Below are 25,091 nucleotides of genomic sequence, written 5' to 3' on the forward strand. Positions count from 1 at the left end.
GTCTAGTGCGCACTGGACGATAGGCCGTGCATACGACTAAGACGCGCGATCAGGTCATCTGGATCGAAAGGCTTAGCTAAGTAGTCGTTAGCACCTGACACGAGTGCACGTTTGACCGACGGCTCATCTCCACTTGCACTAAGCATCATCACCGGCACGTCTTTCCAGCGGCGCTGGCTGCGCAAGATGTCGAGTAATTGCAAACCGTCGATCTCTGGCAGCATGATGTCTAGTAGCACCGCATCAACGACTGGGCCACCCAGAATTGCGGCTTTGCCCTGTAATCCATCGTGAGCTTCAAGCATGGCCCAGCCTTGCTGAGCTAGGATGAAGCCGAGCAGATAGCGAATACTGGGATCGTCTTCGACCACCAGCGCCACTCTGGCTTGATCGGTTCTGGCCTGATCGGTATTAGCGGGTGCAGATACTGACGTTGTCGCCGTCGCGGTTTTCGCCAGTATTGCGCGGATACGTTCACACAGCTGATGCGGATCGAAGGGCTTGGCAATCACATCTACCGCATTGAGCGCACGGTATTGCGACACCTGTTTGGCCGCCGTGTGTGCGGTCAAGAAGGCCACAGGCACCAAAGCCAATGCGCTTTGCTGACGTAGTGCGGCCAACGTTTCGAGGCCATCCATGTCGGGCATAGAGACGTCGAGCAACAGCAGATCAGGACGGAAGTTGGCCGCCTCTGCGAGCGCTTGTGCGCCGCAAGCGCAGGCCAGCACTTGGTAGCCACCCAAATGCTCAAGCGCTAGCTGGACAATCGAGCGTATGTCTTTGTCGTCCTCCACCAGCAAGATACGTTGAGCGCTCATGCTTGGGCACTAGGCAAGATGACTTCGAAGGTTGTGCAGCCAGGCTGCGAGCGGTAGCTAATCGAGCCGTACATGTGTTCAATCATTTGTTTAGCCATAAAAAGTCCTAGCCCCGAGCCGCCTTTTTGGCGGTTAGTTTGCATATTTGCTTGCGCAAAACGCTGGAAAATATTTTGACGAAAATGCTCTGGGATGCCAGGTCCGCAATCGGTAACCTGTAAGCATACGGTCGCGGCGAGCGGGTCAGACACATCGCCGCCAAGAGATGGGATGAACAAAGCCGATTTGCAAGCAGCAAAAGCGGACAGACACACATTGCTGCCTCGAGGAGCGAATGCAATGGCGTTGGAGACTAAATTAGCCAGCACCTGATTGAGCCGCTGTACATCAGCCGACAGACACAAGTTAGGTGTTGCCTGCACTTGAAGCTGAACGCCAGCGACGCCGGCCACAGCTGCATAGGCTTGGACTACTCGCTCAAGTACGGCGCTTACCAGCAGCGGCTGCAAGACAAACTGCATTTTCCCCGAGGCTAATTTTTCCAAGTCCAAAATGTCGTCTACCATTTTGCACAGGCGGTCGGTGTTTAGCGCGGCTAGAGAAATCAGCTTAGTAGCCGCATCGGGCAAGATTCCAGCAACGCCTTTATCCAGCAGTTTGACCGCACCGTGAATAGCGGTGAGCGGGGTTCGCAACTCATGGCTGACGAGCGAGATAAATTCGCTTTTCATGTTGCTCACTCGCTTGCGTTCAGTGATGTCGTGGACGATAGACAAGATGACCGGCTTACCAAAATTAGTCAGCAATTGCCACCTCATCTCGACCGGAACAAGCACACCATCTTGACGCAGTCTGACGCTTTCAAACTGCAACTGCTGCGCGCCGTTTTGCAACTGTTGCAGATAAGCCATGAGAGAGTCGCGCTCGGTATCCGGCGTGACGTCTAGCGGCGTCATGCGGCACATCTCCTCCAGTGAATAACCCAGACTTTTCAACGCCACGGCGTTGGCATACAGGAAGTGCAAAGACAGGCTGTCAAAAACCATAACCTCATCTGTCACAGCATCAATCAAGGTACCCAGCCAATTGAGCATGCGGCTTTGGCGTGCCGCCTCTAGCGAGGCCATCAGCACACCCGCTAACTGCGTCAGCGACTGCTTTTGGCTGGTATTGAGGCTACGCGGCTCTGAATCCATGACGCACAGCATGCCGATTGAGTTGCCGCGAGAACTATTGAGCTGGCTGCCGCTGTAAAAACGCACCTTAGCATCATTGAGTTTTGTATTCCCCGAAAAGCAAGGGTTGTCCCAAGTGTCGGCCACTTCAAACAATTCCTGCGCCAAGATGGCGTGGCCGCAAATGCTGTCATTACGTGAACTTTCTCCAAACACAGAGCCATATTCAGTTTTAAACCAGTGTCGGTCGCCATCAATAAATGTGACTGCGGCATAGCGCGTACCGCAAATGGTGGCGGCGAGCTCAGCAATTTCATCAAAGATTTTCTCGGGCGCTGTGTCCAAAACGCCATACGCATACAGGTCTTCTAGTCGATCGGCTTCATTGAGTGGAATAGCAGGTGTAATCATGGACTGAAGAATTTGTAACAGATCTTATCTGTGAGACTTCTTTCTAGCGCTGCAAAAACGATGATTTAACGCTTAAGTCATAAACCAAATCAGGCTAGCGTCAAGCATATCAAGCCTATAGGTTTTTAGCGTTGGCCAAGCGCGCGATATACAGCGGTTTATCACTGAAGAGCCGACATGGCCGGATGAGAAAATACATGCGGCAAAAAAGACTCCTTTGTTCTGTGAATCCAATCATGGCCGCAACTTCAATCGAAGTTGTCCGCAAAATCTCAAAAATAAAATCCAGCAACCAGCATTTACTTTTTTAAGACAAGAAAAAACCCGCTAAGCGCAAGGCTTAACGGGTTTGAAACTTTATTGATTTGTCTTAAAACAATCAAATGGTGCCGATTATCGGAGTCGAACTGATGACCTACCGCTTACAAGGCGGTTGCTCTACCAACTGAGCTAAATCGGCTTGAAAACAAGTTCCTGATTCTACTTGATCTTTAGGCCTGTTTTACTTGATTCGCGTAAGAGATGGGCGAGAACCTGATTTAGGTTTGGGTGGAACCGGCGGTTCGCCGTCGCTATCTGGCGGGGCGGACGCACTTCCCTCACCTGTCACCAGATGCATGCCCTTGTGATCCGCCGCCGTCAAAGTTTGGGCAGGGCTATCCAGCACATCATCAAACGTCTCCGCAGCTGGGCGCGGACTCAATGCCAAGCTCGGTGATTTGGCCGTCGATTTAACCGGCGACTTTGGCTGTGAAGAGGCAGGGTTGGGCATAGGAAACGCCATGCCTTGACCATTTTCACGTGCATAAATCGCGGTTACTCGTTCGATAGGAACCATGATTTCACGCGAACTGCCCGCGAACCTGGCTTTAAATTCAATGAACTCATTACCAAGCTGAAGCGAAGACGTTGCGTCAAAACTAATATTCAGAACAATCTCATTGTTCTTAACGTACTCACGCGGTACATGGACGCTGTCGTCCACGGCCACGGCAACATAGGGCGTAAATCCATTGTCAGTACACCACTCATAAAGCGCCCGAATCAGATAAGGGCGGGTGGAGCTTGACTCCTGCAGGTTCATTAAATCAGACAAAGTAAAACTATTCCCAATGTTGACGTTAGCTATTTATTTACTTACTTACGCATCACTTTTTCAGACGGAGTCAGCGCTTCAATATAGGCTGGGCGCGAAAAAATTCGTTCAGCATACTTGAGCAATGGCGCTGCATTTTTCGACAGTTCAATGTCGTAATAATCCAGGCGCCAAAGCAATGGCGCGATCGCCACGTCGAGCATAGAAAAACTGTCACCCAGCATGTATTTATTTTTCAAGAAAATAGGTGCGAGTTGAGTCAGACGATCGCGTATATGGGCGCGAGCTTTCTCCAGCACCTTGTCGTTACCTTTGGCGGCGCGCGACTCAAGCATGTTGACATGCACAAACAACTCTTTTTCAAAGTTAAGCAAGAACAAGCGCACGCGGGCGCGGTCAACCGGATCGCCGGGCATGAGTTGTGGATGCGGGAAACGCTCGTCAATGTATTCGTTGATGATGTTTGACTCGTACAAAATTAAATCGCGTTCGACCAAGATAGGAACTTGGCCGTAGGGATTCATGACATTGATGTCTTCAGGCTTGTTGTACAAATCAACATCGCGGATTTCAAAGTCCATGCCTTTTTCAAACAATACAAAGCGGCAGCGGTGAGAAAAAGGGCAGGTCGTGCCTGAATAAAGGACCATCATGATTCGGAACTCCTGAAAGCAAAAGAGCAGCGGAGGACTTTTCAGCCCATACCGCTACTTCGATGATGCCGACACGCCTGAAAAGCGTGAACGGCGAAAAAGCAAAAAAGCTTACGAATTTAAAATTACTTGACGTCTTTCCAGAACGCTGCATTGAGGCGCCAGGCGGCAAAAGTCAATAGCATCAAGAACATCAACACCCAAACACCGGTACGAACGCGGGTGTTTCGAGCCGGTTCTGCCATCCATTGTAGATAACCCACTAAATCACCCATGGATTGATCGTATTTCAAAGGCGTCATCGTACCTGGGGTGACTTGTTCCCAACCTTTGAACAGCGCCACTTTATGGCCATGCTCTTCACGCTCTTCGTAGACCGGCTTGCGCTCGCCTTGCAATTGCCACAAAACATGCGGCATGGCGGCATTCGGGTAAGCCAGGTTATTCCAACCCGTGGCCTTGGAAGAATCGCGATAGTAAGTGCGCAAATAGGTGTAGATATAGTCGGAACCACTACCGCCAGCGCCCGAACGTGAACGCGCAATCACGCTCAAATCGGGCGGATTGACACCATACAGTATCTTGCCTTGGTCGGCGGTAATCGCAACATTCATGGTGTCGCCCACTTTATCAGTGGCGAACATCAAGTTGTCTTTGATCTGCTGCGCCGTTAAACCTATGTCGGTTAAACGGTTGTAGCGCATGTAGGCCGCTGCGTGGCAGTTAAGGCAATAGTTAACGAAAAGTTTGGCGCCGTGCTGTAAGGCCACTAAATCATTGGATTTGTTCGGCGCTTTATCCCAAGAAATGCCTGCTTCGTTAGCCTGAGCACCGGCCACAAAGCCAAGCGCTGCGATCAAAGTGAGTAGAAATTTTTTCATGCTTTTTATTCTCCAGCTCAATGGGCGGTAAAGGTCACGCGGTCAGGCACTGGCTTGAACGTGCCGAGCTTGCTCCACCATGGCATCAAGAGGAAAAATCCGAAGTAAAACAATGTGCCAATCTGTGAAATCGTTTGCGCAAGATCCAACTGGACAAAACCTAGATTGAGCGCACCCCACACGCCTGGTGGCTGTATACCGAGGTAGCCCAAAACCAAGAAGAAAAACACAAAAGCAGCATAAACATACTTGTGCCAGTCTGGACGGTAGCGAATCGACTTGACCTTGCTGTAATCGAGCCAAGGCAGGAAGAACAAGATGATGACCGAGCCACCCATCACAACGACGCCCCAGAATTTTGCATCAAAAGTCTTGAGCAAAACCATCGCCACCAGTGCGGCAACTGCAATACCAATTTTGACCATCAGGCTCAAACGAGTCTTGATGAAGGTAAACACTGGAATCGCAGCGAGAATCACGATCGTCACATTAATCAAATCATCGGTTGTGGCGCGCAACATCGAGTAGAACGGCGTGAAATACCAGACCGGTGCAATGTGCAAGGGGGTCTTGAGTGGATCAGCCGGTATGAAGTTGTTGTACTCCAAGAAGTAACCACCACCTTCAGGTGCGAAAAAGATGACGGCAGTAAAAGCCATCAAGAACACGCTCACCGCAAAGATATCGTGCACCGTGTAGTAAGGGTGAAAAGGAATGCCGTCAAGCGGATGACCATCTGCGCCTTTAGTGGCTTTGATCTCAACGCCATCGGGGTTGTTTGAGCCAACTTCATGCAACGCAATAATGTGCGCGACCACTAAGCCCAGCAGCACCAACGGCACAGCAATCACGTGGAAGGCGAAAAAGCGGTTCAAAGTAGCGTCACCGACCACGTAGTCACCGCGAATGAGCAGCGCCAAATCAGGGCCAATAAAGGGAATGGCGGCAAACAAATTAACAATAACCTGAGCACCCCAGTAACTCATCTGGCCCCATGGCAGCAGGTAACCCATAAAGGCTTCTGCCATCAAGCAGAGAAAAATCGCGCAGCCGAACACCCAAATCAGCTCACGAGGCTTGCGATAGCTACCGTAAAGCAGGCCGCGGAACATGTGCAGATAAATCACGATGAAAAATGCCGACGCGCCGGTCGAGTGCATGTAACGAATCAACCAGCCCCAGGGCACGTCACGCATGATGTACTCAACCGAGGCGAAAGCCTTGGCAGCATCAGGCTTGTAATTCATGGTCAGGAATATGCCAGTGACGATCTGAATGACCAACACCAACATCGCCAGAGCACCAAAAACGTAGAAGAAATTAAAGTTTTTCGGTGCGTAATACTCGCTCAAATGCTCTTTGTAGAGCTTGCTCGCCGGAAAACGGTTGTCGACCCAGTTGATCGCTTTTGCAGCGAGGGGCGCATCGGAGGAAACTTCTTTGAATTCAGCCATAACTGATCCTGGTTCGGTTGGGTATGGTGCAAGAGCCTGGAAATTGTGTCGGTGACAAAATTTCCAGGCGCTCTGCGCAAGGTCTTGGAGTAGACGTCTCGTTTATTGTGATTATTGTTCGCGCCAAGGCATCAAGCCTTTTTGTCTTCACCGATCAAAATTTTGTTGTCCGTCATGTACATGTGTGGTGGCACTTCGAGATTGTCCGGAGCCGGCTTGTTTTTGTAGACGCGACCAGCCAAATCAAATGTGGAGCCGTGGCATGCGCACAAAAAGCCGCCGTGCCAAGTATCGGGCAATGACGCTTGAGGGCCGGGCTGGAAGCGGTCTGATGGCGAGCAACCCAAATGGGTGCAAATACCGACGGCGACAAACACTTCTGGCTTGATCGAACGGACCTCATTACGCGCGTAGACGGGCGTGAGCTCTGAAGGCTTGCGCTTAGACATCGGATCAGCCAACTCTGGGTCGTTGAGCTTGAGGCTAGCGAGTTGCTCGGGCGTGCGCCTAACAATCCAGACCGGCTTGCCGCGCCATTCAACGGTGAGTTTTTCACCTGGTTTAATATTTGATATATCAACTTCAACAGCAGCGCCAGCGGCCTTGGCTCGCTCGGAAGGTTGAAACGTACTGATGAAAGGAACTGCCACTGTGGCAACGCCGGCAGCGCCAACCACGGACGTAGCGACTATCCAGTTTCTTTTATCTTTATCGACTGACGGACTTGCTTGGGTCATGTGAATCCTGTGAATCCTGTGAATCCTGTGTTTTCCGCATGCATTGGCTTGGAAAATGGCTTAAAAAAGTCCTATACGGACAAAGGGGATTGTAGCGGAGCGAAGACTGGGGTTTTTATGTATGAACCGGATTTGCGGGCCCACTCTGGTTTAAAAAGTCCTAAAAGTGACAGAAAAAAATGGTCGGATAAAAAGTATCAACGTGTATATTGAGTATTTTTTGACCACGCACTTAGCAGCGTAATAGGAAACAATTCAATGGGATTAATCACGGAATTCAAGGCTTTTGCAATCAAAGGCAATGTAATAGACCTCGCAGTCGGCGTAATCATAGGAGCGGCCTTTAGCAAGATTGTGGCGTCGCTGGTGTCAGACCTCATCATGCCGGCGTTCGGCGTGTTGTTTGGCAAACTTGATTTCTCCAACCTATTTATTGCGCTGGGCAAGATACCAGAAGGTACGGTAATGACCTTAGATGCCGTCAAACAAGCTGGCGTGCCGGTTCTGGCTTATGGCAACTTCATCACGGTAGCGTTGAACTTTGCCATCTTGGCTTTCATCATCTTCATCTTGGTCAAGCAAATAAACCGCCTACGCAATCAAACACCAGCACCTGCACCGGAGGCTGTAGCCACGCCTGAAGACGTGCTGCTGCTGCGCGAAATTCGCGACAGCCTCAAGGCCAAGCTGTCGGGTAATCTAACGGAAGAAAAAACCAGTTAAATTCCGGCCAAGCTGCGCGCCATGCGAATGGCCGCTATCAGGCTAGCGGGGTCAGCTTTACCGGTGCCGGCAATGTCAAAAGCCGTACCGTGGTCTGGACTGGTACGCACTAAAGGCAATCCCAGAGTGACATTCACACCCTGCTCCACGCCCAAATATTTGACGGGAATCAAACCCTGATCGTGATACATGGCTATCACCACATCGAACTCACCGGGATGAGCGGTTGTACTTCTTGCACGCATAAAAACAGTGTCTGGTGCAATCGGTCCGCTCAAGTGCAAACCAAGCGCCCTACCCGCCGCAATCGCTGGCAGGATGATGGATTGCTCCTCAGTGCCAAACAAACCACCTTCACCGGCATGCGGATTAAGCCCAGCAACGGCGATATGCGGCTGACGTCCCAAACTAGCACTGAGCGTTTTGTGGGTGATCTTGAGCGTCTCCAACAAGCTGTCAAAGGTCAACGCCTCTATGGCGTTGCGCAAAGACAAATGAATACTCACCAACACGGTTTTTAGCTCTTGATTAGCCAGCATCATGCGCACTGGCAGTTGCGCGACTGGCAGGCCTAAAAAGCGCGCTGCCTCGGCTTGTAGCATCTCGGTATGACCGGGATAGCTAGCCGCCCAACCGCCAGCGGCAGACAGCGCTTCTTTGTGAATCGGTGCCGTCACCATAGCCGCAGCCTGACCACTAAGCACAGCGCGTGCGGCTCGCACTATGCAGTCGGCGGCAGCTTGGCCGGCCAATGCACTTACTTTGCCATAAACAACAGGTGTATCTAAGGTGCCGGTTTGCAGCACCGGGATGGCATTTGGCGGCAACTCGTCAGTCGAGCCAACTAGCGAATCTAGCGCGATAACAGGCAAGGCCAGTTGCCCGGGGCACAACGCAGCAGCACGGCGCATGCTGGCCACATCACCCACCACCATGCAACCAGCGAGCAACTCGGGCTGATCCCTAAAAGCCATGGCGATGATTTCTGGACCTATGCCGGCGCCATCGCCCATAGTTATTAGCAGGCGTGAACTCATAGCGAATTTATTTCAGGTTGAATCAAACGAAAAGTTTAGGCGGGGTTATCAATATCAACAAACACATGCTCAAGACCGAACTGCGCCGCCACATAGCCGGCGACTGCCGGTGCACCATAGCGCTCAGACGCATGGTGGCCGCAAGCAATGAAAGGCACCTTAAGTTCACGCGCGATGTGGGCTTGGGGCTCGGAGATCTCACCAGTGATGAAGGCTTGAGCACCTGCCGCAATCGCGGCTTCAAAATAGCTTTGCGCACCACCGGTACACCAAGCCACATTACGAATCTCACCGTTGGCATTGCCCACTAAAGTCACGGAGCGCTTAAGCCCCGCAGCGACTGTGTCAGCCAAAGCCTGTGCATTTAAGAAGCTTGCGCCATCGATTCGACTGCCGAGAAAACCCAGTTGCTGCTCGCCAAAGCGGCCAGCGTCGGCCGCATGTGCGGCTAAACCGAGCAGCTGACCCAGTTGGGCGTTGTTGCCCAGTTCCGAATGCGCGTCGAGTGGCAAATGATAGGCAAACAAATTGATGTCATGCGCCAGCAGCAAAGCCAGGCGTTGCTTCATCCAGCTGGTGATACGTCCGTCTTGGCCACGCCAAAACAGGCCGTGGTGCACAAAAATCGCGTCAGCACCCGCCTCTACTGCGGCTTCTATCAACGCTAGGCTGGCCGTCACACCCGAGACAATTTTGCGCACCTGAGGCTTACCCTCAACCTGCAAACCGTTGGGCCCGTAATCTTTAAAGCGTTCGGGCTGGAGCAATTTGTCAAAGCTAGCTAGCAGCTGGTCGCGCGCTACGCCCGAGTCCAAGCTCACGGCAAAAAACCATCCACTGAAAGATAGCGCTCGCCGGTGTCGTAATTAAAGCCCAGTACCGTACTGCCAGCTGGAATTTCTGCCAGTTTTTGCGCAATAGCGGCCAAAGTTGCACCCGATGAAATACCGACCAACTGACCTTCTTCCGTTGCGCTGCGACGCGCATATTCCTTGGCCGCTTCACCGTCAACCAAAATCACGCCGTCTAGTAGCGCAGGGTGCAAATTAGCCGGAATGAAACCCGCGCCAATACCCTGAATCGGATGTGGCGATGGCTTACCGCCGCTAATGACTGGCGAAGCAGCAGGTTCAACAGCGTAGACCCGGGTATTGGGAAATTTCGACTTGAGCACTTGAGCCACACCGGTTAGATGGCCGCCTGTGCCGACGCCGGTGATTAGATAGTCCACACCGTTGGGGAAATCAGCCAAAATTTCAGCGGCTGTAGTACGTACGTGCACGTCGATATTGGCGGGATTTTCAAACTGTTGCGGCATCCAAGCACCTGGATTTTCAGCGACCAATTCTTTCGCCCGTGCAATCGCGCCGTTCATGCCTTTTTCACGCGGCGTGAGATCAAAGTTTGCACCATAGGCGAGCATTAAGCGGCGCCGCTCTATGCTCATGCTGTCGGGCATAACCAAGGTGATTTTGTAGCCTTTGACTGCAGCGACCATGGCCAGACCAACGCCGGTGTTCCCAGAAGTCGGCTCAATAATCATACCGCCCGGCTTAAGAACACCCGATTTCTCGGCCGCCTCAACCATTGCCAGCGCAATCCTGTCCTTGATCGAGCCACCCGGATTAGCGCGTTCAGACTTAATGTAGATATGGTGCGTCTGTGAGGCCGCGCCAAACAAGCGGTTGATACGTATGTGCGGTGTATTGCCAATGGTGGCCAGTACGTTGGGTGCTTTCATGGGTTGCTCCTTAAATGGTTTTAAATTTCAATCATTATGGCGTTAGCCCGCGGCCATGATTTTTGACCCTGACTCGCACATGGCCGCACACTAAGCGAGAATCAAGCAGCAGTAACCCGATTAGGCGACTATCTGCTTCAAACCCACATCATTACTTCGCTTAGAAACTCCCGACACACTCAATCCGATCATGCGCAAACTTTGGCTTTTGTTCTCCCAAACCATCACGGTCTTTCTGGCCGCCTATTTTGTAATCGCCACGCTAAAACCAATATGGCTACAGCGACAGCCCAGCATTGTCAGCATAGGCCTTCTACAAGCACCGGCCAGCAGCACAACACAACGCAACACCACAACAGTCGGCAGCTTTAGTTCTGCCGCAAAAATAGCCTCGGCGGCGGTGGTGAGCATCAGCACTAGCAAGGCCGCAGTAAAAAATCCTCACAGCGAAGACCCTTGGTTTAAATTTTTCTATGGTGACCAGCAGGGCAATGAGCCAGCGCAAGGCGGTTTGGGCAGCGGCGTAATTTTTAGCAGCACAGGCTACATACTGACCAACAACCATGTGGTCGAGGGTGCAGACGAGATTGACGTAGCGCTAAACGACGGCCGCAAGGCCAAGGGCAAAGTCATAGGCACTGACCCAGACACTGACTTGGCGATTTTAAAAATTGAACTAGACAATCTACCAGTCATCGTTTTAGGCAACTCCGAAGCCCTGCAAATTGGTGACCCTGTGCTTGCAATTGGCAACCCCTTTGGCGTGGGACAGACAGTGACTGGCGGCATTGTCAGCGCGCTAGGCCGCAACAAACTGGGCATTAATACTTTTGAGAACTTCATCCAAACCGACGCTGCCATCAATCCGGGTAATTCGGGTGGCGCGCTGGTTGACGTCAACGGCAATTTAATGGGTATAAACACCGCGATTTACTCGCGCTCTGGCGGCTCTATGGGCATTGGTTTTGCCATTCCGGTGTCTACCGCCAAGCTGGTGCTGGAAAGCATAGTCAGAGACGGCAAGGTCACACGCGGCTGGATTGGTGTTGAGCCACAAGACCTCAATGCAGAGCTGGTTCAAACCTTTGGCATCAAGTCTAAAAGCGGAGTAATTATCACCGGCGTGCTGCAAAACGGCCCGGCAGCGAAGGCTGGTATTGTGCCTGGCGATGTGATCACGGCAGTCGCGGGAAAGCCCGTCACCAACACTATGGAATTACTCGGCGCAGTTGCCAGCCTCAAGCCGGCAGTGGCGGCGCCCATGACGGTTGAACGCAAAGAAGGCAAGTCCGAAATACAAATCACACCTGGCACACGGCCAAGACCGCAGCGCTAAACCCCAGTTAATCGGTTGAAACAAAAAAAGCCAAGTCACTCAGCGACTTGGCTTTTTTTTATGTCTAAGAAAAACCAGCTTACTCTGTCAAGTCAGAACTTTCAGGCTTTTTAGTGTGTTTGACGAACATTTGAGCCGCCAAAATACCCACTTCATACAAGCCGCCAACGACAGCTAGCAGCATCAACATAGAGCCGGCATCCGGCGGCGTTACCAATGCCGTGCCAACCGCGGCAATGACCCAAAAGTAACCACGGTATTGACGCAGCTGAGCGACAGTCAAAACGCCCATGCGAACCAGCAATATCACCGCAATCGGCACCTCAAAGGCCAGCCCAAACGCTAAAAACATGCCGAGTACAAAGTTCAAATACTCCTCAATGTCTGGCGCTGCAGTGATTGATTTGGGCGCAAAGCTCTGAATAAAGCGAAACACTTGCCCAAATACAAAGTAGTAGCAAAAAGCCACGCCAGCGAAAAACAACAAGGTGCTAGAAACAACCAGCGGCATCACCAACTTTTTTTCATGCGAGTAAAGACCTGGCGCAATAAACGCCCAAACCTGGTAGAGCACGATTGGCAGCGAAATCATGAAGGCAGCCATAAAGAGAATCTTGATGGGCACCACGAATGGCGAAACCACATTCGTAGCAATCAGCGTTGCGCCTTTGGGCAAGGTCGCAATCAGCGGCGCAGCCAGCATGTCGTAGAGCACGCCAGGCCCTGGAAAAAAGGCCAGAATTGCTGCGGCAATGCCCACGGCGATAAGAGCTTTGACCATACGGTCGCGCAATTCCATCAGGTGCTGAACGAAGGGCTGCTCCGTGCCGAAGAGTTCGTCAGTCTTGTCGGGTTTTGAATCGCTCATGGGTATTAGACGGCGCCGTCAGGCGCGCGGAAAAGAAATAAAGAAAGCGCTAGGTTCAAGCTCTAGAGGAAGGCCGTGGACGGTAGCGTGCCACTCTGGCCGCGCCAGACTGGGCTTTTGTGCGCACGCCGGACTTGGCTTTGAACCAAGCTGGTGTTGAGCCAGCTTTTAAACGCCAGTTCTTTTTCGGGTGCTTGTACTCTGGAACAGCGGTACTTGGAGGTGAAACGCTTGTGCTGCCTGACTCAGAAGTTGCCTCAGCCCAAGATTTTTCAAAATCACTGGCATTGGTCTGTATCGAATTCTCAACATCGCGAGCAGCGCCTTCGACGCTGTCCTTCATCTTTCTGAACTCATCCAGCTCCATGGAGCGGTTGACCTCTTGCTTGACGTCATTCACATAACGCTGGGCCTTGCCTAATAAGGTGCCTATAGTGCGCGCCAAACGGGGCAACTTTTCAGGGCCGATCACAATCAGCGCGACTGCGCCTATGAGCGCAATTTTTGAGATGCCCAAATCAATCATGCGTGATCAATCTTATAGGCAGCAAATATGAAAGCGGTCATGGTTTATGACTTATGCCGTGCTTCGACATCTATGGTGGACTTGTCAGCGTTTGGTTTATCCGCGGCATTGGCATTGGTGACTTGGCTTGGCGTGTCTGCAGGTTTGTCGGCATCGGGTGCTTGTCCGCCCTCTTTCATGCCATCTTTAAAACCCTTAACAGCCCCGCCCAGATCGCCACCCATATTTCTGAGTTTTTTTGTACCAAAAACCATCACCACGATAAGCAGCACGATAAGCCAGTGCCAAATTGAAAATGAACCCATGATTTGCTCCTAAAGCATGAAAGATAAAGCGTGTGCAGTAATTGCAGCTATTTAAGTAGATTCTAAAGGCCAGAATAAGTCCCCCATGATTACACCTGTGCAAGACAAGGTAGTAAGCAATGGTAAGCCGCCCTAGCTCCGGACAGCAGCATCAGCCGCGCAACCAAGGACGCGCGCCACCCATCACATGAAGATGTAAATGTTGGACTTCTTGACCGCCCTCAACACCAGTATTACTCACAATCCGAAAGCCTCCTTCTGGATAGGGATTGCAGCCCTGCTCAAGCGCCAAGCGAGGCGCGAGTGTGAGCATGCGCCCTAACATGGCCTCATGCTCTGGCCCAACCTGTGCAAGAGACGCAATATGCGCCTTAGGAATAAGTAAAAAATGCACGGGTGCCCAGGGATTGATGTCGTGAAAAGCAAAAATATGCTCATCTTCATAAACCTTGCGGCTTGGAATTGAGCCCGCGGCAATTTTGCAAAAAATACAGTTTTCAGGATGACTCATGCGGCCTCTGGAAAAATTAAAAAATTAAACTGACTGGTAACTGTTAAAACGCAGCCAGCCTCGGATGCAGCGATAAAGATACCAGAGCCAGACAATGACATAGGCGATGTAGCCGGGCAGCACCAGCAGCAGCCAGAGCGGCGACAAAAGCACCAACCAAGCCAGCGTCCACCAAAAGGTGCGAATCATGTAGTCGTGGTGACTGACATAGACCGGGTCCAACTCGTCAGAGCGGCGTATGTAGTTGAGGATTAGCGCAATCACAGCGAACACGCCGAGGCTGAACCAAGCCAAAGTATGCAGGCCGTAGAGCAAGTGCATGACGTTGCGGTCTTGCGGTGTTTTGATTTCAAATTCAGAAAAATTGGTCTGCCGCATAAAAGTTTGTCCTCCAGTTTTGCGTTTTGAGTAGCTGGTCTGAAAAATTATTTCGTATCTATATTTGGGTCTTGCGCAGCGCTTTTTCTTCCAAGCCACTGGTGCCTTCGCGGCGCTCAAGTTCGGCGATTACATCGGCAGGGCTGAGATCAAAATAGGCCAGCGCAATCATGCTGTGAAACCACAAATCAGCCACTTCGCCAACCAACTTGCCACGCAGCAGTGGATTGGCGGGGTCGCGCTGTACGTCCTTCGCGGCCATCACGGTCTCAGTTGCCTCTTCACCTATTTTTTTCAAAAATGAATCCGGACCATTGTGCAACAGACGCGCCACATAACTTTTTTCGTGGCTGCCAGTCTTACGGCTTTCAATGGTTTGCGCTAGGCGCTGCAAGGAGTCTTGTGTACTCATGATGGCTTGGTCTGCTGGTAAATAGTTTTTGGATCTTTTAAAACGGGCTCAGTGGCTATCCATTGACCGTCTTTATAAAGACTGAAGAAACAGCTGTGCCTACCCGTATGACAAGCGATGCCGGGCTCATGGCCGAGTTGCGTAATTTTTAAAAGCACCACATCACTGTCACAGTCAATCCGGATTTCGTGCACGCTTTGTATGTGGCCGGACTCTTCGCCCTTGTGCCATAAGCGGCCACGCGAGCGGCTAAAGTAGACCGCTTGACCGAGTTCGGCGGTCTTTTGCAAGGCCTCCCGGTTCATCCAAGCAAACATCAACACATCGCCGCTCAGGGCTTCTTGGGCAATCACGGGTACCAAGCCCTTATCGTCCCATTTAATTTCATCTAACCAGCTCATAAGCCACCCAAACGCACAGGAATACCGCGTGCCGCCATAAATTGTTTGACTTGCTGCACAGTGAATTCTCCGTAATGAAAAATACTGGCAGCAAGCACCGCATCAGCACCGCCTATTTGTATGCCCTCACTGAGGTGCTCAAGACTGCCTACACCGCCAGAGGCAATCACCGGCACGTTGATGGCGTCGCTAACAGCGCGGGTCAACTCCAGATCAAAGCCGGACTTGGTGCCGTCTCTGTCCATGCTGGTTAAAAGTATCTCGCCAGCGCCGCGCTCGGCCATCTCGCTAGCCCAAGCGACTGCATCTAAACCGGTATTTTTACGCCCACCATGGCTGTAGACGTCCCAGCCTGGGCCACGCAGCAGCGCATCTGACTCACTACGGCGTTTGGCATCTATCGCCACGACTATGCACTGCGCACCGTATCTGGCGGACACCTCATTGATAACGCTAGGGTTGGCCAATGCGGCTGAGTTAAAACTGGTTTTGTCAGCGCCAGCGTTGAGCAGACGTCGCACGTCTTCAACTGATCGCACACCGCCGCCTACCGTCAAAGGAATAAACACTTTGGAGGCAACCGCTTCGATGATGTGAAGAATCAGGTCGCGCTCGTCGCTGGTGGCGGTGATGTCGAGAAACGTTATCTCGTCAGCGCCTTGGTCGTTATAACGCGCAGCGATTTCAACCGGATCGCCGGCATCACGAAGTTCAAGAAAGTTAACGCCCTTGACGACACGGCCACCGGTGACGTCCAGGCAGGGGATGATTCTTTTGGCGAGCATGAAATGTCTGGGGAATTCGAGAGGTTGACAAAAAGGCTTGCGCTAGCGCCCTTAAGCAACCAGCTTAAATGAATTATCCACAAGCCCGAAAATAGAAAAAAAAGCATGCGCCGCAAACGCAAGCAAACTAGAAAAGTCAGAAGAAATTAACTTTTCCAAAGTCTGATCATTTGCCCTTGCGCAGCTGCCGAAATCAATCGTTGGGTCTTAGCCGTTTAATTCGTCGGCTCTGGCCTGAGCGGCTTGAAAATCAAGGTCTCCGCTATAAATCGAGCGACCGCAAATCACGCCTTCAACGCCGTCATCTTCGACGGCACACAACGCTTCGATATCAGCCATATTTGACAGGCCACCCGACGCAATGACGGGGATGGTCAAAGCTTTCGCAAGCTTAAGCGTCGCTTCCATATTGATGCCGCTGAGCATGCCATCACGGCCTATGTCGGTGTAGATCACTGACTCAACACCGTAGTCTTGGAACTTCTTGGCCAAGTCTATGACTTCATGGCCGGTGAGCTTGCTCCAACCATCGGTCGCGACCTTGCCGTCTTTGGCGTCTAGCCCGACGATGATGTGGCCGCCAAAAGCTGCGCACGCGTCTTGCAGAAAACCAGGATTTTTAACCGCCGCCGTGCCTATGATCACGTAGCGTAAACCGGCGTCTAGGTAACGCTCTATGGTGTCAAGGTCGCGTATGCCGCCGCCTAATTGCACATCGATTTCACCGCCGACTTCGGCGAGGATTTTTTTAATCGCTGCCTCGTTCTTAGGTTTACCGGCAAATGCGCCGTTCAAATCCACCAGGTGCAAGCGCCTAGCGCCTTTGTTGACCCAGCTGCGCGCCATGGCCGCAGGGTCCTCGCTGAAAACGGTGGATTGATCCATGTCGCCTTGTTTGAGGCGAACGCAGTGACCGTCTTTGAGGTCAATCGCGGGGATAAGTAGCATGTGGCAGTTAAAACGATTAGTCAGTTGAAAAACAAATGGTAGGGCGCAAACGGTGCAGAAGGCAAGAAATGAAACTGCGCTATCTGGCGTTTAAAGCCTTAGCCGGCGAAAGAAAAAAAACTTCAAGGATTCCAATGTAAAAAATTACGGTACAAGGCCAAGCCGTTATCCGCACTTTTTTCAGGGTGAAATTGTGTTGCAAAAATATTATCGCGTGCAATTGCAGCGGCAAAGTGCGAGCCATAGTCAGCTTGGCCTGCAGTGTGGCGCGCATCCGACGGGCGAGCGAAAAAACTATGTACAAAGTAGAAATAGGCAGCGTCTGGCACACCATCCCACAGAGCATGCGCGGCCTGACCATCAGTGCGCGACTGCATGACTTGGTTCCAGCCCATTTGCGGCACCTTAAAGCGACTACCGTCTGGCTGCGTCTGGTTTGCTAAATCGAACTTAAGCACCTCACCAGGAATTAAATCTAGCCCTGGCGTGCCCGCGCCGCCATCGCCGACTTTTCCTTCGGCGCTATGTGTGAGCAACATTTGCATACCCACACAAACCCCAAACAGCGGCTTATTCGCCGCCGCGTGCAACACCGCGTCCAAGGTGCCGGACTCGGCCAACTCACGCATGCAGTCGGCAATCGCGCCTTGGCCGGGCAGCACCACGCGCTCGGCGTTCATGATGTCTTCAGCTCTAGCCGTCACCACCACTTCAAGGCCACTGCCTAAGGCCACATGTTGGATGGCTTGCGCGACAGAGCGCAAATTACCCATGCCGTAATCGACCACCGCAATGGTTTTTGCGCCGGACACTACAGTGAGCCCTTAGTCGAAGGAATAACGCCTAATGAGCGCGGATCAAGTTCCAAAGCCATGCGCAGCGCGCGGGCAAAGGCTTTGAAAACGGTCTCGGCCTGATGGTGTGAATTTTCACCCCGCAGGTTGTCGATATGCAGGGTCACAAAAGCGTGATTTGCAAAGCCTTGGAAAAATTCAAACGCCAGTTGGCTGTCGAAAGTTCCGATCATGGCCGACTTGAAAGGCACATGCAGTTGCAGTCCCGGACGGCCAGAGAAATCAATCACTACACGCGACAAGGCTTCGTCTAGCGGCACATAGGCGTGGCCATAACGGCGTAGACCTTTTTTGTCGCCCACGGCTTTAGCCACGGCTTGGCCCAGCGTGATACCCACATCTTCAACCGTGTGGTGACCGTCGATATGCAAATCGCCTTCGGCCTGAATATCCAGATCAATCAAACCATGGCGCGCGATTTGATCGAGCATGTGGTCGAAAAAACCAATGCCGGTGGATAGGTTGGAGACACCTGTGCCGTCGAGATTAATCTTGACGGTGATCTTGGTCTCGGCAGTGTTGCGAGAGACTTCAGCGGTACGTGGAGAAAAAGTTGTAGTGGAAGTAGTCATAGGGAGTCTTTCAAAGCGGCCAAAAGCTGCGCGTTTTCTTGCGCCGAGCCGACGGTCACGCGCAAGCAGTTAGCCAGCAGTTCATGCATTTTAGAAACGTTTTTCACCAGCACGCCGCGTGCCTTCATGGCGTCAAAGGTTTTAGCGGCATCATCCACGCGTAGCAAAATCATATTCGCGTCGCTGTGCCAAGCTTTAACGCCAGCCATGTTGGCTAACGCGGATTGCAACCACTCGCGCTGCGCAATCAATTCTTTGGCTTGGGCTGCAAAAACTTGCCTGTGCTCAAGCGCGAACAACGCACATTCGCAGTTAAGCACGCTGATGTTGTAGGGCGGGCGGACTTTGTCAATCTCGGCAATTAAAGCCTTAGGCCCCATCATGTAGCCTAGGCGCACACCGGCCAAACCAAACTTGCTCAGCGTGCGCATGAGCAAGACATTGCTGTGCTTAACGATGCGGTCTATGTAGCTTTTGCTGGCAAAGGGTTGATAGGCTTCATCTAACACCACCAAGCCGGGCGCGGCGAGTATGATTTTTTCAATCACTTCGTCATCCCACAGATTGGCGGTGGGATTGTTTGGGTAAGCCAGATAAATGATGGCTGGCTGCTGCTCGGCAATCGCCGCTAGCATGGCGGTCTCGTCGAGTTCAAAGTCGGCCGTCAGCGGCACGCCGATAAAAGACAAGCCTTGCAACTGCGCACTCATGGCATACATCACAAAACCGGGCACCGGCGCGAGCACCGAAGCGCCAGGTATGGCGCAAGCCAGGGCCAACAACGAGATCAACTCATCCGAGCCATTGCCCAACATGATGTCAAAGCCTTCAGGCATTTGCGCGTAGTCGGCTAGCGCATGGCGTAAGTCGTTGACGCGGCCATCGGGATAGCGGTTTAACGCCAGCGCGCCTAAACGCTGACCCAGCACCTCTTGCAAGTGCGCTGGCAATGGATAGGGATTTTCCATTGCGTCGAGCTTGACCATACCGGCTGCGCTTTGGATGGCGTAGGCGTGCATGGACTGCACGTCCGAACGCAGCAATTTTTGTAGCTGGGTAGTCAAAGGTTTGGAGATCATGAATTCAGTTCAGTCGAGATTAGTCAATCAAGCGCATTTCGGCTGCCATAGCATGGGCTTGCAAGCCTTCGCCATAGGCTAGCTCAGCGGCGATCTTGCCGAGTATCTGGGCGCCGGCCTGACTGACTTCAATCAGGCTAGAGCGCTTTTGAAAATCGTAAACACCGAGCGGGCTGGAAAAGCGCGCTGTGCCGCTGGTGGGCAGCACATGGTTAGGGCCGGCGCAATAGTCACCCAGAGATTCGCTGGTGTAAGCACCCAGAAAAATCGCACCGGCGTGGCGTATCAAGGGCTCCCAGCGGTGCGGCTCGTTGCTAGAGATTTCTAAGTGTTCAGGCGCAATCCGATTGCTGATCTCGCAGGCCTCTTGCATGCTGCGGGTGTGGATTAAAGCACCGCGACCGTTCAGCGATTTGGCAATGATTTCAGCGCGCGGCATGCTCGGCAGCAAACGCGTAATCGCCTCTTGCACCGCGTCAATATAGGCGGCGTCCGGGCATAACAAAATGCTTTGCGCTAACTCGTCGTGCTCGGCTTGACTGAACAAGTCCATCGCTACCCAGTCGGCCGGTGTGCTGCCGTCTGCCAACACCAAAATCTCTGACGGGCCGGCAATCATATCTATGCCAACCGTGCCAAACACCCGACGTTTGGCCGCTGCGACATAGGCGTTCCCCGGGCCGGTGATTTTGTCGACCGCTGGAATCGTCGCAGTTCCATAAGCCAGTGCGGCAACCGCCTGTGCGCCACCAATGGTGAAAGCGCGGCTAACACCGGCTACATAGGCGGCGGCCAACACCAAGGCATTTTTCTCGCCGCGCGGCGTGGGCACGACCATGATGATTTCAGCAACCCCGGCGACATGCGCGGGTATCGCGTTCATCAAAACCGAGGACGGATAAGCGGCCTTGCCACCGGGCACATAAATTCCTACGCGGTCTAGCGGCGTGACCTTTTGGCCTAGCAAGGTGCCGTCTTCGTCCTTATAACTCCAGCTCTCACCACTGGCCTTTTTCTGCGCTTGGTGATAGCTGCGCACGCGGCTGGCTGCGGCTTGAAGTGCGTCGCGCTGGGCGGTGGGAAGGGACTCGAACGCAGCTTTGAGCTCGGCCTGGGTGAGCTCCAAGCTGTTCATATCAAACACTTCGAGCGCATCAAAGCGCGCGGTGTAATCTAAAACAGCGGCGTCACCACGCACTTTGACGTCAGCCAAAATATCAGCTACCCGCTGCTCTATCGCCGCGTCGGTATCCGCCGACCAATGCAGGCGGGCTTTGAAGTCAGCTTCAAAATTTGCAGCAGATGTTGAAAGGCGAACAGGTGTGGCGACTAGAGTCATAACGTTTTTTAAAATTTACTTTTGAATGGCCTGAGCGAAAGCATCAATGAGCTTGCGTATCGGCACTTGCTTGAGTTTGAGCGCAGTTTGATTGACCACCAAGTGCGAGCTAATGTCCATGATGCGCTCGACTTCAATTAAGTGATTGGCCTTGAGCGTATTACCCGTAGAGACCAAGTCGACAATCGCGTCGGCCATACCCGTCAGGGGGGCTAATTCCATGCTGCCGTAGAGCTTGATCAAGTCAACGTGCACACCCTTGGTGGCGAAAAAATCACGTGCAATCGCCACGTATTTGGTCGCCACTTTAAGTCTTGAACCTTGGCGCACGGCAGCGGCGTAGTCAAAGCCATCACGGACAGCAACGCTGATGCGGCACTTAGCAATTTGCAAGTCTAGCGGTTGGTATAGACCTTGACTGCCCGATTCAAGCAGCGTGTCTTTGCCCACCACACCGATATCGGCCCCGCCATATTGGACGTAAGTCGGCACGTCGGTGGCGCGCACCAAGAGCACACGCACATCAGGCTGATTGGTATCAAGAATAAGTTTGCGGGACTTGTCAGGATCGTCCAGCACTTCTATGCCAGCGGCCCGCAGCAGCGGTTGAATGTCGTCAAAGATACGACCTTTGGAGAGTGCCAGTGTGATCATGCTTTGAGTCTTTCTATATCGGCGCCTATGGCGCGCAGCTTGGTTTCCATCTGATCGTAGCCACGGTCGAGGTGGTAGATGCGGTCAACCAAGGTCTCGCCTTCGGCAACTAAACCGGCAATCACCAAACTAGCGGAAGCGCGTAAATCAGTCGCCATGACGACCGCGCCTGAGAGCTTTTCTACGCCTTCAATCACAGCAATTTTGCCGTCGACTTGAATTTTTGCACCCAGCCGCACCATCTCGTTGACGTGCATGAATCGGTTTTCAAAAATTGTTTCCGTCACCGTACTAGCACCCAGAGAAATAGCATTGAGTGCCATGAACTGGGCCTGCATGTCGGTGGGAAACCCGGGGTACTCAGTCGTGCGAAAGGATTGGGCTTTGAGTCTGCCACTGGCCTCTACGCGGATAAAACCTTGGCCTGCGGTGATGACAGCGCCAGCTTCACGCAGCTTTTCAATCACCGCATCGAGATGCTCGGCGCGTCCGTGCTGAAGAACCACATCGCCGCCAGCAGCGGCTACCGCGCATAAAAATGTGCCCGCCTCTATGCGGTCAGCCACCACTTGGTGGGTGCAGCCATGCAGACGTTCAACGCCTTCTATGCGTATGCGCCGGCTACCATGACCTTCGATTTTTGAGCCCATCTTAATCAGCATTTCAGCCAAATCAAATATCTCGGGCTCCTCAGCGGCGTTCTCTAGAATCGTCTCGCCTTCGGCCAAAGTGGCGGCCATGAGAAAGTTTTCAGTGCCAGTCACGGTAACCATATCGGTGGTGATGTGACAGCCCTTGAGTCTGCCGCGTCCTGCGCCTGTACTCGGCACTGTGGCAATCATGTAGCCGTGCTCGACAACGATTTGCGCGCCCATGGCCTGCATGCCTTTGATGTGTTGGTCCACCGGCCGCGAGCCAATCGCACAACCACCGGGCAGCGACACCCGAGCTTGGCCAAAGCGCGCAAGCAAAGGACCCAATGCCAGCACCGAGGCGCGCATGGTTTTAACCAACTCGTAAGGCGCTTCGGGCGAACTAAGCGGGCCGGCGTTAAGGATCACGCTGCTGGGCACATCGCTGCAGCGCTCTGCCGTCGCACCCATGTTTTGTATCAACTTGAGCATGGTGCTGACGTCTTGCAGACGCGGCACGTTTTGCAGCGTGACTGGCTCGTCGGTGAGCAAGGCGGCGCAAAGTTCTGGCAGGGCCGCATTTTTAGCGCCTGAGATGGTGACGGTTCCAGCGAGTTGCCGGCCGCCCCGAATAAGTAGCTTGTCCATTATTTTTATTCCAATATCTTTCGGCAGCCAAGCCTAAATCAAGACTGCTTAGCCCACTCAGCAGGGGTAAAAGTTTTCATGGACAGGGCATGCACTTCGTTGGTGTGCATGCGTGCACCCAGCGTGGCGTAGACTTTTTGATGGCGCTGGATTGGGCGCTGGCCCTCAAAAGCGCTAGACACTATGGTGGCATACCAGTGTTGGCCGTCACCGGACAGTTCGATGTGCTCACAGGCCAAGCCGGTGGAGATGATGGTTTGCAGTTCTTCAGGAGTCATGTGTATTTTCAGGCTTGAATTTCAATATTTTTCGGCCAGGCCGCCGCCCAGAAAGAGCGCTTTAGGGACAAATGCCGCGCACACAATGTGAGCAGCAAGTGCCAAATCAGTTGCGAATTTTGTAGCCAGTACGCAGCATATTTACTGCGATAGCGCTGACCACTGCCAAGGCGGCTGAAACAATGCTCAAGCTAAGCCAAGGAGAGACATCGCTAATGCCAAAAAAGCCGTAACGAAAGCCGTCGATCATGTAGAAAAAAGGATTCAGATGACTAAGGGCTAGCCAAAACGGTGGCAAAGACTTGATTGAGTAGAACACGCCACTCAAAAAGGTCATTGGCATGATCACAAAATTCTGAAACACCGCCATCTGATCGAACTTTTCAGACCACAGACCAGCCACCACGCCTAGCGCGCCCAACATGGCTGCACCTAGAACGGCGAAGACAATAATCCATACCGGCCAAACAAAGCTAGGCTGGCCGAAATAATAAGTCACAGCAAAGACACCAGCACCCACCATCAGTCCACGTGCTACTGCCGAGCCTACATAGGCAAAAAACCAATGCCAATGCGACAGCGGCGAAAGCAGCACAAACACCAAGCTGCCCATAATTTTGCTCTGCACTAGAGACGAAGAACTGTTAGCAAAGGCATTTTGCAACACACTCATCATCACCAAACCAGGCACTAAAAAGGCGGTGTATTCGATCTGGTCGTAAACCATTACGCGACCCTTGAGTACGTGGCCGAAGATCAGCATATACATTACAGCAGTCAGTACTGGTGCGCCCACGGTTTGAAAAAGTATCTTCCAAAACCGCAAAATCTCTTTGTTCAAGAGCGTCTGAAAACCAATCATGCCAACACCTCTGAGTGGGTCACGTTTTTGGCCATGACTTCAAGAAAGACATCTTCTAAATCCGCCTTGCGTATTTCTATATCTTCGGCAACCAAGCCAGCTTGGCGCACCGCCGCTAAATACTGCTCGATGTCGTTAGCGTTTTGCGCTGGAAACTGCACGATACGGCCAGTGATACGGGCTTTAGCAGCCAATTCTGCTGGCAAGTCCTTGTCAATTTTAAAACGCAGCACATTGGAATTGGACGACGCAAGCAGATCTGAAGTCAGCGCTAAAGCCACCACCCTACCCTGCTTGAGCATGGCGATGCGGCTGCACAAGGCCTCAGCTTCTTCGAGGTAGTGCGTGGTCAGCAGCACGGTGCTGCCTTCTTTATTGAGTCTGGCAATAAACTGCCAAAGAGTCTGGCGCAATTCCACGTCTACGCCAGCAGTGGGTTCGTCCAGCACAATGACGCGTGGTTTGTGAACCAAGGCTTGGGCCACCAAAACGCGGCGCTTCATGCCGCCCGATAGTTGACGCATATTGGCATTGGCTTTATCAGCCAACCCGAGGTTCTCCAATAATTCATCAATCCATGCATCATTTTTTTTGATACCGAAATAACCAGATTGAATTCGCAAGGCCTCGCGCACGGAGAAAAAGGGATCGAACACCAGCTCCTGCGGTACCACACCTAGTTTGCGTCTGGCATCGGCGAAATCAGTCAGTACATCGCTGCCGTGCACATGAACACTGCCGCTAGTGGCGCGCGACAAACCAGCAAGAATGCTGATTAAAGAAGTCTTGCCTGCGCCGTTAGGACCGAGCAGACCGAAGAATTCTCCGGGTTGGATGTCAAAGCTCACTTCGTCTAGCGCGCGGACTAAAGGCCCGGTTTGCTTTTTAGAAGTTGAGTAGGTTTTGGAGACGGATTTAAATGAGATAGCTGGCATGGAGCAAGTATTTTACGGGCTTGAGCCCAGCGGCCTTGG

The 25,091-nt window shown here is 52.5% G+C and carries 30 protein-coding genes and 1 tRNA gene; 2 read left to right on the forward strand and 29 right to left on the reverse strand.

The window, feature by feature from the left end; all coding sequences use genetic code 11:
* Positions 1 to 2: 2 nt before the first annotated feature.
* The 8 genes from HC248_RS14255 to petA all read right to left on the reverse strand — a co-directional run bounded on the left by HC248_RS14255 (position 3) and on the right by petA (position 7,228).
* Entirely contained in the window at positions 3 to 821 is an 819-nt protein-coding gene (locus HC248_RS14255) for a response regulator transcription factor (protein ID WP_168923052.1), read from the reverse strand.
* Positions 818 to 2,407 carry a GAF domain-containing sensor histidine kinase gene (locus HC248_RS14260; protein WP_168923053.1) on the reverse strand — a complete coding sequence of 530 codons (1,590 nt, stop codon included), beginning with the start codon at positions 2,405 to 2,407 and terminating at the stop codon, positions 818 to 820. The genes HC248_RS14255 and HC248_RS14260 overlap by 4 nt, the downstream gene beginning before the upstream one ends.
* Positions 2,408 to 2,791: 384 nt before the next feature.
* Positions 2,792 to 2,867, reverse strand: a tRNA-Thr gene (locus HC248_RS14265).
* A gap of 42 nt (positions 2,868 to 2,909) precedes the next feature.
* The gene (locus HC248_RS14270) at positions 2,910 to 3,491 is read right to left on the reverse strand and encodes a ClpXP protease specificity-enhancing factor (protein ID WP_168923871.1); all 582 of its coding nucleotides are present in this window, start codon (positions 3,489 to 3,491) and stop codon (positions 2,910 to 2,912) included.
* A 53-nt stretch (positions 3,492 to 3,544) separates the two neighbouring features.
* Positions 3,545 to 4,156 (reverse strand): glutathione S-transferase N-terminal domain-containing protein, encoded by a 612-nt coding sequence (locus tag HC248_RS14275; protein WP_168923054.1) that lies wholly within the window; start codon positions 4,154 to 4,156, stop codon positions 3,545 to 3,547.
* A gap of 125 nt (positions 4,157 to 4,281) precedes the next feature.
* Positions 4,282 to 5,037 carry a cytochrome c1 gene (locus tag HC248_RS14280; RefSeq protein ID WP_168923055.1) on the reverse strand — a complete coding sequence of 252 codons (756 nt, stop codon included), beginning with the start codon at positions 5,035 to 5,037 and terminating at the stop codon, positions 4,282 to 4,284.
* A gap of 17 nt (positions 5,038 to 5,054) precedes the next feature.
* On the reverse strand, positions 5,055 to 6,491 hold the full coding sequence (locus HC248_RS14285) for a cytochrome b (protein WP_168923056.1): 1,437 nt from the start codon (positions 6,489 to 6,491) through the stop codon (positions 5,055 to 5,057).
* A 131-nt stretch (positions 6,492 to 6,622) separates the two neighbouring features.
* Positions 6,623 to 7,228, reverse strand: a complete 606-nt coding sequence (gene petA, locus HC248_RS14290) for a ubiquinol-cytochrome c reductase iron-sulfur subunit (protein ID WP_168923057.1) — start codon at positions 7,226 to 7,228, stop codon at positions 6,623 to 6,625.
* A gap of 258 nt (positions 7,229 to 7,486) precedes the next feature.
* Between petA and mscL the strand changes: the two genes are divergently transcribed.
* Positions 7,487 to 7,951, forward strand: a complete 465-nt coding sequence (mscL, locus tag HC248_RS14295) for a large conductance mechanosensitive channel protein MscL (RefSeq protein ID WP_168923058.1) — start codon at positions 7,487 to 7,489, stop codon at positions 7,949 to 7,951.
* On the opposite strand, the gene pdxA is transcribed toward mscL, so the two are convergent.
* The 3 genes from pdxA to cysK are packed head-to-tail and all read right to left on the reverse strand — an operon-like array spanning position 7,948 to position 10,729.
* Positions 7,948 to 8,988, reverse strand: a complete 1,041-nt coding sequence (gene pdxA / locus HC248_RS14300) for a 4-hydroxythreonine-4-phosphate dehydrogenase PdxA (protein WP_168923059.1) — start codon at positions 8,986 to 8,988, stop codon at positions 7,948 to 7,950. The two genes, mscL and pdxA, sit on opposite strands and share 4 nt — an antisense overlap.
* Before the next feature lie 35 nt (positions 8,989 to 9,023).
* Positions 9,024 to 9,809, reverse strand: a complete 786-nt coding sequence (locus tag HC248_RS14305; protein WP_272953622.1) for a Nif3-like dinuclear metal center hexameric protein — start codon at positions 9,807 to 9,809, stop codon at positions 9,024 to 9,026.
* A complete protein-coding gene (cysK, locus tag HC248_RS14310) occupies positions 9,806 to 10,729 on the reverse strand; it encodes a cysteine synthase A (protein ID WP_168923060.1) in 924 nt (307 codons plus the stop codon). Before cysK ends, HC248_RS14305 begins: the two co-directional genes overlap by 4 nt.
* Positions 10,730 to 10,919: 190 nt before the next feature.
* On the opposite strand from cysK, the gene HC248_RS14315 reads away from it, so the two are divergent.
* Positions 10,920 to 12,065: a S1C family serine protease gene (locus HC248_RS14315; RefSeq protein ID WP_168923061.1), complete on the forward strand. Its 1,146-nt coding sequence runs from the start codon at positions 10,920 to 10,922 to the stop codon at positions 12,063 to 12,065.
* A 79-nt stretch (positions 12,066 to 12,144) separates the two neighbouring features.
* On the opposite strand, the gene tatC is transcribed toward HC248_RS14315, so the two are convergent.
* The 18 genes from tatC to HC248_RS14405 form a co-directional block, all read right to left on the reverse strand.
* Positions 12,145 to 12,933, reverse strand: a complete 789-nt coding sequence (tatC, locus tag HC248_RS14320) for a twin-arginine translocase subunit TatC (RefSeq protein ID WP_168923062.1) — start codon at positions 12,931 to 12,933, stop codon at positions 12,145 to 12,147.
* A gap of 55 nt (positions 12,934 to 12,988) precedes the next feature.
* Positions 12,989 to 13,459, reverse strand: coding sequence for a Sec-independent protein translocase protein TatB (gene tatB, locus HC248_RS14325; RefSeq protein ID WP_168923063.1), 471 nt, complete (start codon positions 13,457 to 13,459; stop codon positions 12,989 to 12,991).
* A 44-nt stretch (positions 13,460 to 13,503) separates the two neighbouring features.
* Positions 13,504 to 13,764, reverse strand: coding sequence for a Sec-independent protein translocase subunit TatA (gene tatA, locus HC248_RS14330; RefSeq protein ID WP_168923064.1), 261 nt, complete (start codon positions 13,762 to 13,764; stop codon positions 13,504 to 13,506).
* Between the two features lie 151 nt (positions 13,765 to 13,915).
* Positions 13,916 to 14,275, reverse strand: a complete 360-nt coding sequence (locus HC248_RS14335) for a histidine triad nucleotide-binding protein (RefSeq protein WP_168923065.1) — start codon at positions 14,273 to 14,275, stop codon at positions 13,916 to 13,918.
* 24 nt (positions 14,276 to 14,299) lie between these two features.
* Positions 14,300 to 14,653, reverse strand: a complete 354-nt coding sequence (locus HC248_RS14340; protein WP_168923066.1) for a DUF4870 family protein — start codon at positions 14,651 to 14,653, stop codon at positions 14,300 to 14,302.
* Positions 14,654 to 14,711: 58 nt separating this feature from the next.
* Positions 14,712 to 15,065, reverse strand: a complete 354-nt coding sequence (locus HC248_RS14345) for a phosphoribosyl-ATP diphosphatase (RefSeq protein WP_168923067.1) — start codon at positions 15,063 to 15,065, stop codon at positions 14,712 to 14,714.
* Positions 15,062 to 15,466: a phosphoribosyl-AMP cyclohydrolase gene (gene hisI / locus HC248_RS14350; RefSeq protein ID WP_168923068.1), complete on the reverse strand. Its 405-nt coding sequence runs from the start codon at positions 15,464 to 15,466 to the stop codon at positions 15,062 to 15,064. Before hisI ends, HC248_RS14345 begins: the two co-directional genes overlap by 4 nt.
* A complete protein-coding gene (hisF, locus tag HC248_RS14355) occupies positions 15,463 to 16,251 on the reverse strand; it encodes an imidazole glycerol phosphate synthase subunit HisF (protein ID WP_168923069.1) in 789 nt (262 codons plus the stop codon). Before hisF ends, hisI begins: the two co-directional genes overlap by 4 nt.
* A 207-nt stretch (positions 16,252 to 16,458) precedes the next feature.
* Positions 16,459 to 17,199 carry a 1-(5-phosphoribosyl)-5-[(5-phosphoribosylamino)methylideneamino]imidazole-4-carboxamide isomerase gene (gene hisA, locus HC248_RS14360; protein ID WP_168923070.1) on the reverse strand — a complete coding sequence of 247 codons (741 nt, stop codon included), beginning with the start codon at positions 17,197 to 17,199 and terminating at the stop codon, positions 16,459 to 16,461.
* A gap of 122 nt (positions 17,200 to 17,321) precedes the next feature.
* On the reverse strand, positions 17,322 to 18,011 hold the full coding sequence (gene hisH, locus HC248_RS14365; protein ID WP_168923071.1) for an imidazole glycerol phosphate synthase subunit HisH: 690 nt from the start codon (positions 18,009 to 18,011) through the stop codon (positions 17,322 to 17,324).
* Positions 18,011 to 18,625, reverse strand: a complete 615-nt coding sequence (hisB, locus tag HC248_RS14370; protein WP_168923072.1) for an imidazoleglycerol-phosphate dehydratase HisB — start codon at positions 18,623 to 18,625, stop codon at positions 18,011 to 18,013. Before hisB ends, hisH begins: the two co-directional genes overlap by 1 nt.
* Positions 18,622 to 19,704 (reverse strand): histidinol-phosphate transaminase, encoded by a 1,083-nt coding sequence (hisC, locus tag HC248_RS14375; RefSeq protein ID WP_168923073.1) that lies wholly within the window; start codon positions 19,702 to 19,704, stop codon positions 18,622 to 18,624. The genes hisB and hisC overlap by 4 nt, the downstream gene beginning before the upstream one ends.
* A 19-nt stretch (positions 19,705 to 19,723) precedes the next feature.
* Positions 19,724 to 21,043, reverse strand: a complete 1,320-nt coding sequence (gene hisD, locus HC248_RS14380) for a histidinol dehydrogenase (RefSeq protein WP_168923074.1) — start codon at positions 21,041 to 21,043, stop codon at positions 19,724 to 19,726.
* Positions 21,044 to 21,058: 15 nt separating this feature from the next.
* Positions 21,059 to 21,697 carry an ATP phosphoribosyltransferase gene (gene hisG / locus HC248_RS14385; RefSeq protein ID WP_168923075.1) on the reverse strand — a complete coding sequence of 213 codons (639 nt, stop codon included), beginning with the start codon at positions 21,695 to 21,697 and terminating at the stop codon, positions 21,059 to 21,061.
* Positions 21,694 to 22,977 carry a UDP-N-acetylglucosamine 1-carboxyvinyltransferase gene (murA, locus tag HC248_RS14390; RefSeq protein WP_168923076.1) on the reverse strand — a complete coding sequence of 428 codons (1,284 nt, stop codon included), beginning with the start codon at positions 22,975 to 22,977 and terminating at the stop codon, positions 21,694 to 21,696. The genes hisG and murA overlap by 4 nt, the downstream gene beginning before the upstream one ends.
* Positions 22,978 to 23,015: 38 nt before the next feature.
* Positions 23,016 to 23,255: a BolA family protein gene (locus HC248_RS14395; protein WP_168923077.1), complete on the reverse strand. Its 240-nt coding sequence runs from the start codon at positions 23,253 to 23,255 to the stop codon at positions 23,016 to 23,018.
* A 106-nt stretch (positions 23,256 to 23,361) separates the two neighbouring features.
* Positions 23,362 to 24,117: an ABC transporter permease gene (locus tag HC248_RS14400; protein WP_168923078.1), complete on the reverse strand. Its 756-nt coding sequence runs from the start codon at positions 24,115 to 24,117 to the stop codon at positions 23,362 to 23,364.
* Positions 24,114 to 25,052, reverse strand: coding sequence for an ABC transporter ATP-binding protein (locus tag HC248_RS14405; RefSeq protein WP_168923079.1), 939 nt, complete (start codon positions 25,050 to 25,052; stop codon positions 24,114 to 24,116). The genes HC248_RS14400 and HC248_RS14405 overlap by 4 nt, the downstream gene beginning before the upstream one ends.
* Positions 25,053 to 25,091: the final 39 nt, after the last annotated feature.

It is taken from the genome of Polaromonas vacuolata, from assembly GCF_012584515.1.
In the GTDB taxonomy this organism is placed as follows: Bacteria; Pseudomonadota; Gammaproteobacteria; order Burkholderiales; family Burkholderiaceae_C; genus Polaromonas; species Polaromonas vacuolata.

What these genes read in the sequence shown, in the direction of transcription:
- tatC (WP_168923062.1), bottom strand. Translation starts at nt 12,933, where the DNA reads ATGAGCGATTCAAAACCCGACAAGACTGACGAACTCTTCGGCACGGAG.
- HC248_RS14285 (WP_168923056.1), bottom strand. Translation starts at nt 6,491, where the DNA reads ATGGCTGAATTCAAAGAAGTTTCCTCCGATGCGCCCCTCGCTGCAAAA.
- mscL (WP_168923058.1), top strand. Translation starts at nt 7,487, where the DNA reads ATGGGATTAATCACGGAATTCAAGGCTTTTGCAATCAAAGGCAATGTA.
- pdxA (WP_168923059.1), bottom strand. Translation starts at nt 8,988, where the DNA reads ATGAGTTCACGCCTGCTAATAACTATGGGCGATGGCGCCGGCATAGGT.
- hisC (WP_168923073.1), bottom strand. Translation starts at nt 19,704, where the DNA reads ATGATCTCCAAACCTTTGACTACCCAGCTACAAAAATTGCTGCGTTCG.
- HC248_RS14400 (WP_168923078.1), bottom strand. Translation starts at nt 24,117, where the DNA reads ATGATTGGTTTTCAGACGCTCTTGAACAAAGAGATTTTGCGGTTTTGG.
- HC248_RS14315 (WP_168923061.1), top strand. Translation starts at nt 10,920, where the DNA reads ATGCGCAAACTTTGGCTTTTGTTCTCCCAAACCATCACGGTCTTTCTG.
- HC248_RS14335 (WP_168923065.1), bottom strand. Translation starts at nt 14,275, where the DNA reads ATGAGTCATCCTGAAAACTGTATTTTTTGCAAAATTGCCGCGGGCTCA.
- HC248_RS14275 (WP_168923054.1), bottom strand. Translation starts at nt 4,156, where the DNA reads ATGATGGTCCTTTATTCAGGCACGACCTGCCCTTTTTCTCACCGCTGC.
- hisB (WP_168923072.1), bottom strand. Translation starts at nt 18,625, where the DNA reads ATGACTACTTCCACTACAACTTTTTCTCCACGTACCGCTGAAGTCTCT.
- hisI (WP_168923068.1), bottom strand. Translation starts at nt 15,466, where the DNA reads ATGAGCTGGTTAGATGAAATTAAATGGGACGATAAGGGCTTGGTACCC.
- HC248_RS14395 (WP_168923077.1), bottom strand. Translation starts at nt 23,255, where the DNA reads ATGACTCCTGAAGAACTGCAAACCATCATCTCCACCGGCTTGGCCTGT.
- HC248_RS14255 (WP_168923052.1), bottom strand. Translation starts at nt 821, where the DNA reads ATGAGCGCTCAACGTATCTTGCTGGTGGAGGACGACAAAGACATACGC.
- HC248_RS14345 (WP_168923067.1), bottom strand. Translation starts at nt 15,065, where the DNA reads ATGAGTACACAAGACTCCTTGCAGCGCCTAGCGCAAACCATTGAAAGC.
- tatA (WP_168923064.1), bottom strand. Translation starts at nt 13,764, where the DNA reads ATGGGTTCATTTTCAATTTGGCACTGGCTTATCGTGCTGCTTATCGTG.
- HC248_RS14280 (WP_168923055.1), bottom strand. Translation starts at nt 5,037, where the DNA reads ATGAAAAAATTTCTACTCACTTTGATCGCAGCGCTTGGCTTTGTGGCC.
- hisG (WP_168923075.1), bottom strand. Translation starts at nt 21,697, where the DNA reads ATGATCACACTGGCACTCTCCAAAGGTCGTATCTTTGACGACATTCAA.
- hisF (WP_168923069.1), bottom strand. Translation starts at nt 16,251, where the DNA reads ATGCTCGCCAAAAGAATCATCCCCTGCCTGGACGTCACCGGTGGCCGT.
- HC248_RS14260 (WP_168923053.1), bottom strand. Translation starts at nt 2,407, where the DNA reads ATGATTACACCTGCTATTCCACTCAATGAAGCCGATCGACTAGAAGAC.
- HC248_RS14270 (WP_168923871.1), bottom strand. Translation starts at nt 3,491, where the DNA reads ATGAACCTGCAGGAGTCAAGCTCCACCCGCCCTTATCTGATTCGGGCG.
- HC248_RS14340 (WP_168923066.1), bottom strand. Translation starts at nt 14,653, where the DNA reads ATGCGGCAGACCAATTTTTCTGAATTTGAAATCAAAACACCGCAAGAC.
- hisD (WP_168923074.1), bottom strand. Translation starts at nt 21,043, where the DNA reads ATGACTCTAGTCGCCACACCTGTTCGCCTTTCAACATCTGCTGCAAAT.
- hisA (WP_168923070.1), bottom strand. Translation starts at nt 17,199, where the DNA reads ATGCTACTTATCCCCGCGATTGACCTCAAAGACGGTCACTGCGTTCGC.
- murA (WP_168923076.1), bottom strand. Translation starts at nt 22,977, where the DNA reads ATGGACAAGCTACTTATTCGGGGCGGCCGGCAACTCGCTGGAACCGTC.
- petA (WP_168923057.1), bottom strand. Translation starts at nt 7,228, where the DNA reads ATGACCCAAGCAAGTCCGTCAGTCGATAAAGATAAAAGAAACTGGATA.
- tatB (WP_168923063.1), bottom strand. Translation starts at nt 13,459, where the DNA reads ATGATTGATTTGGGCATCTCAAAAATTGCGCTCATAGGCGCAGTCGCG.
- cysK (WP_168923060.1), bottom strand. Translation starts at nt 10,729, where the DNA reads ATGAAAGCACCCAACGTACTGGCCACCATTGGCAATACACCGCACATA.
- HC248_RS14405 (WP_168923079.1), bottom strand. Translation starts at nt 25,052, where the DNA reads ATGCCAGCTATCTCATTTAAATCCGTCTCCAAAACCTACTCAACTTCT.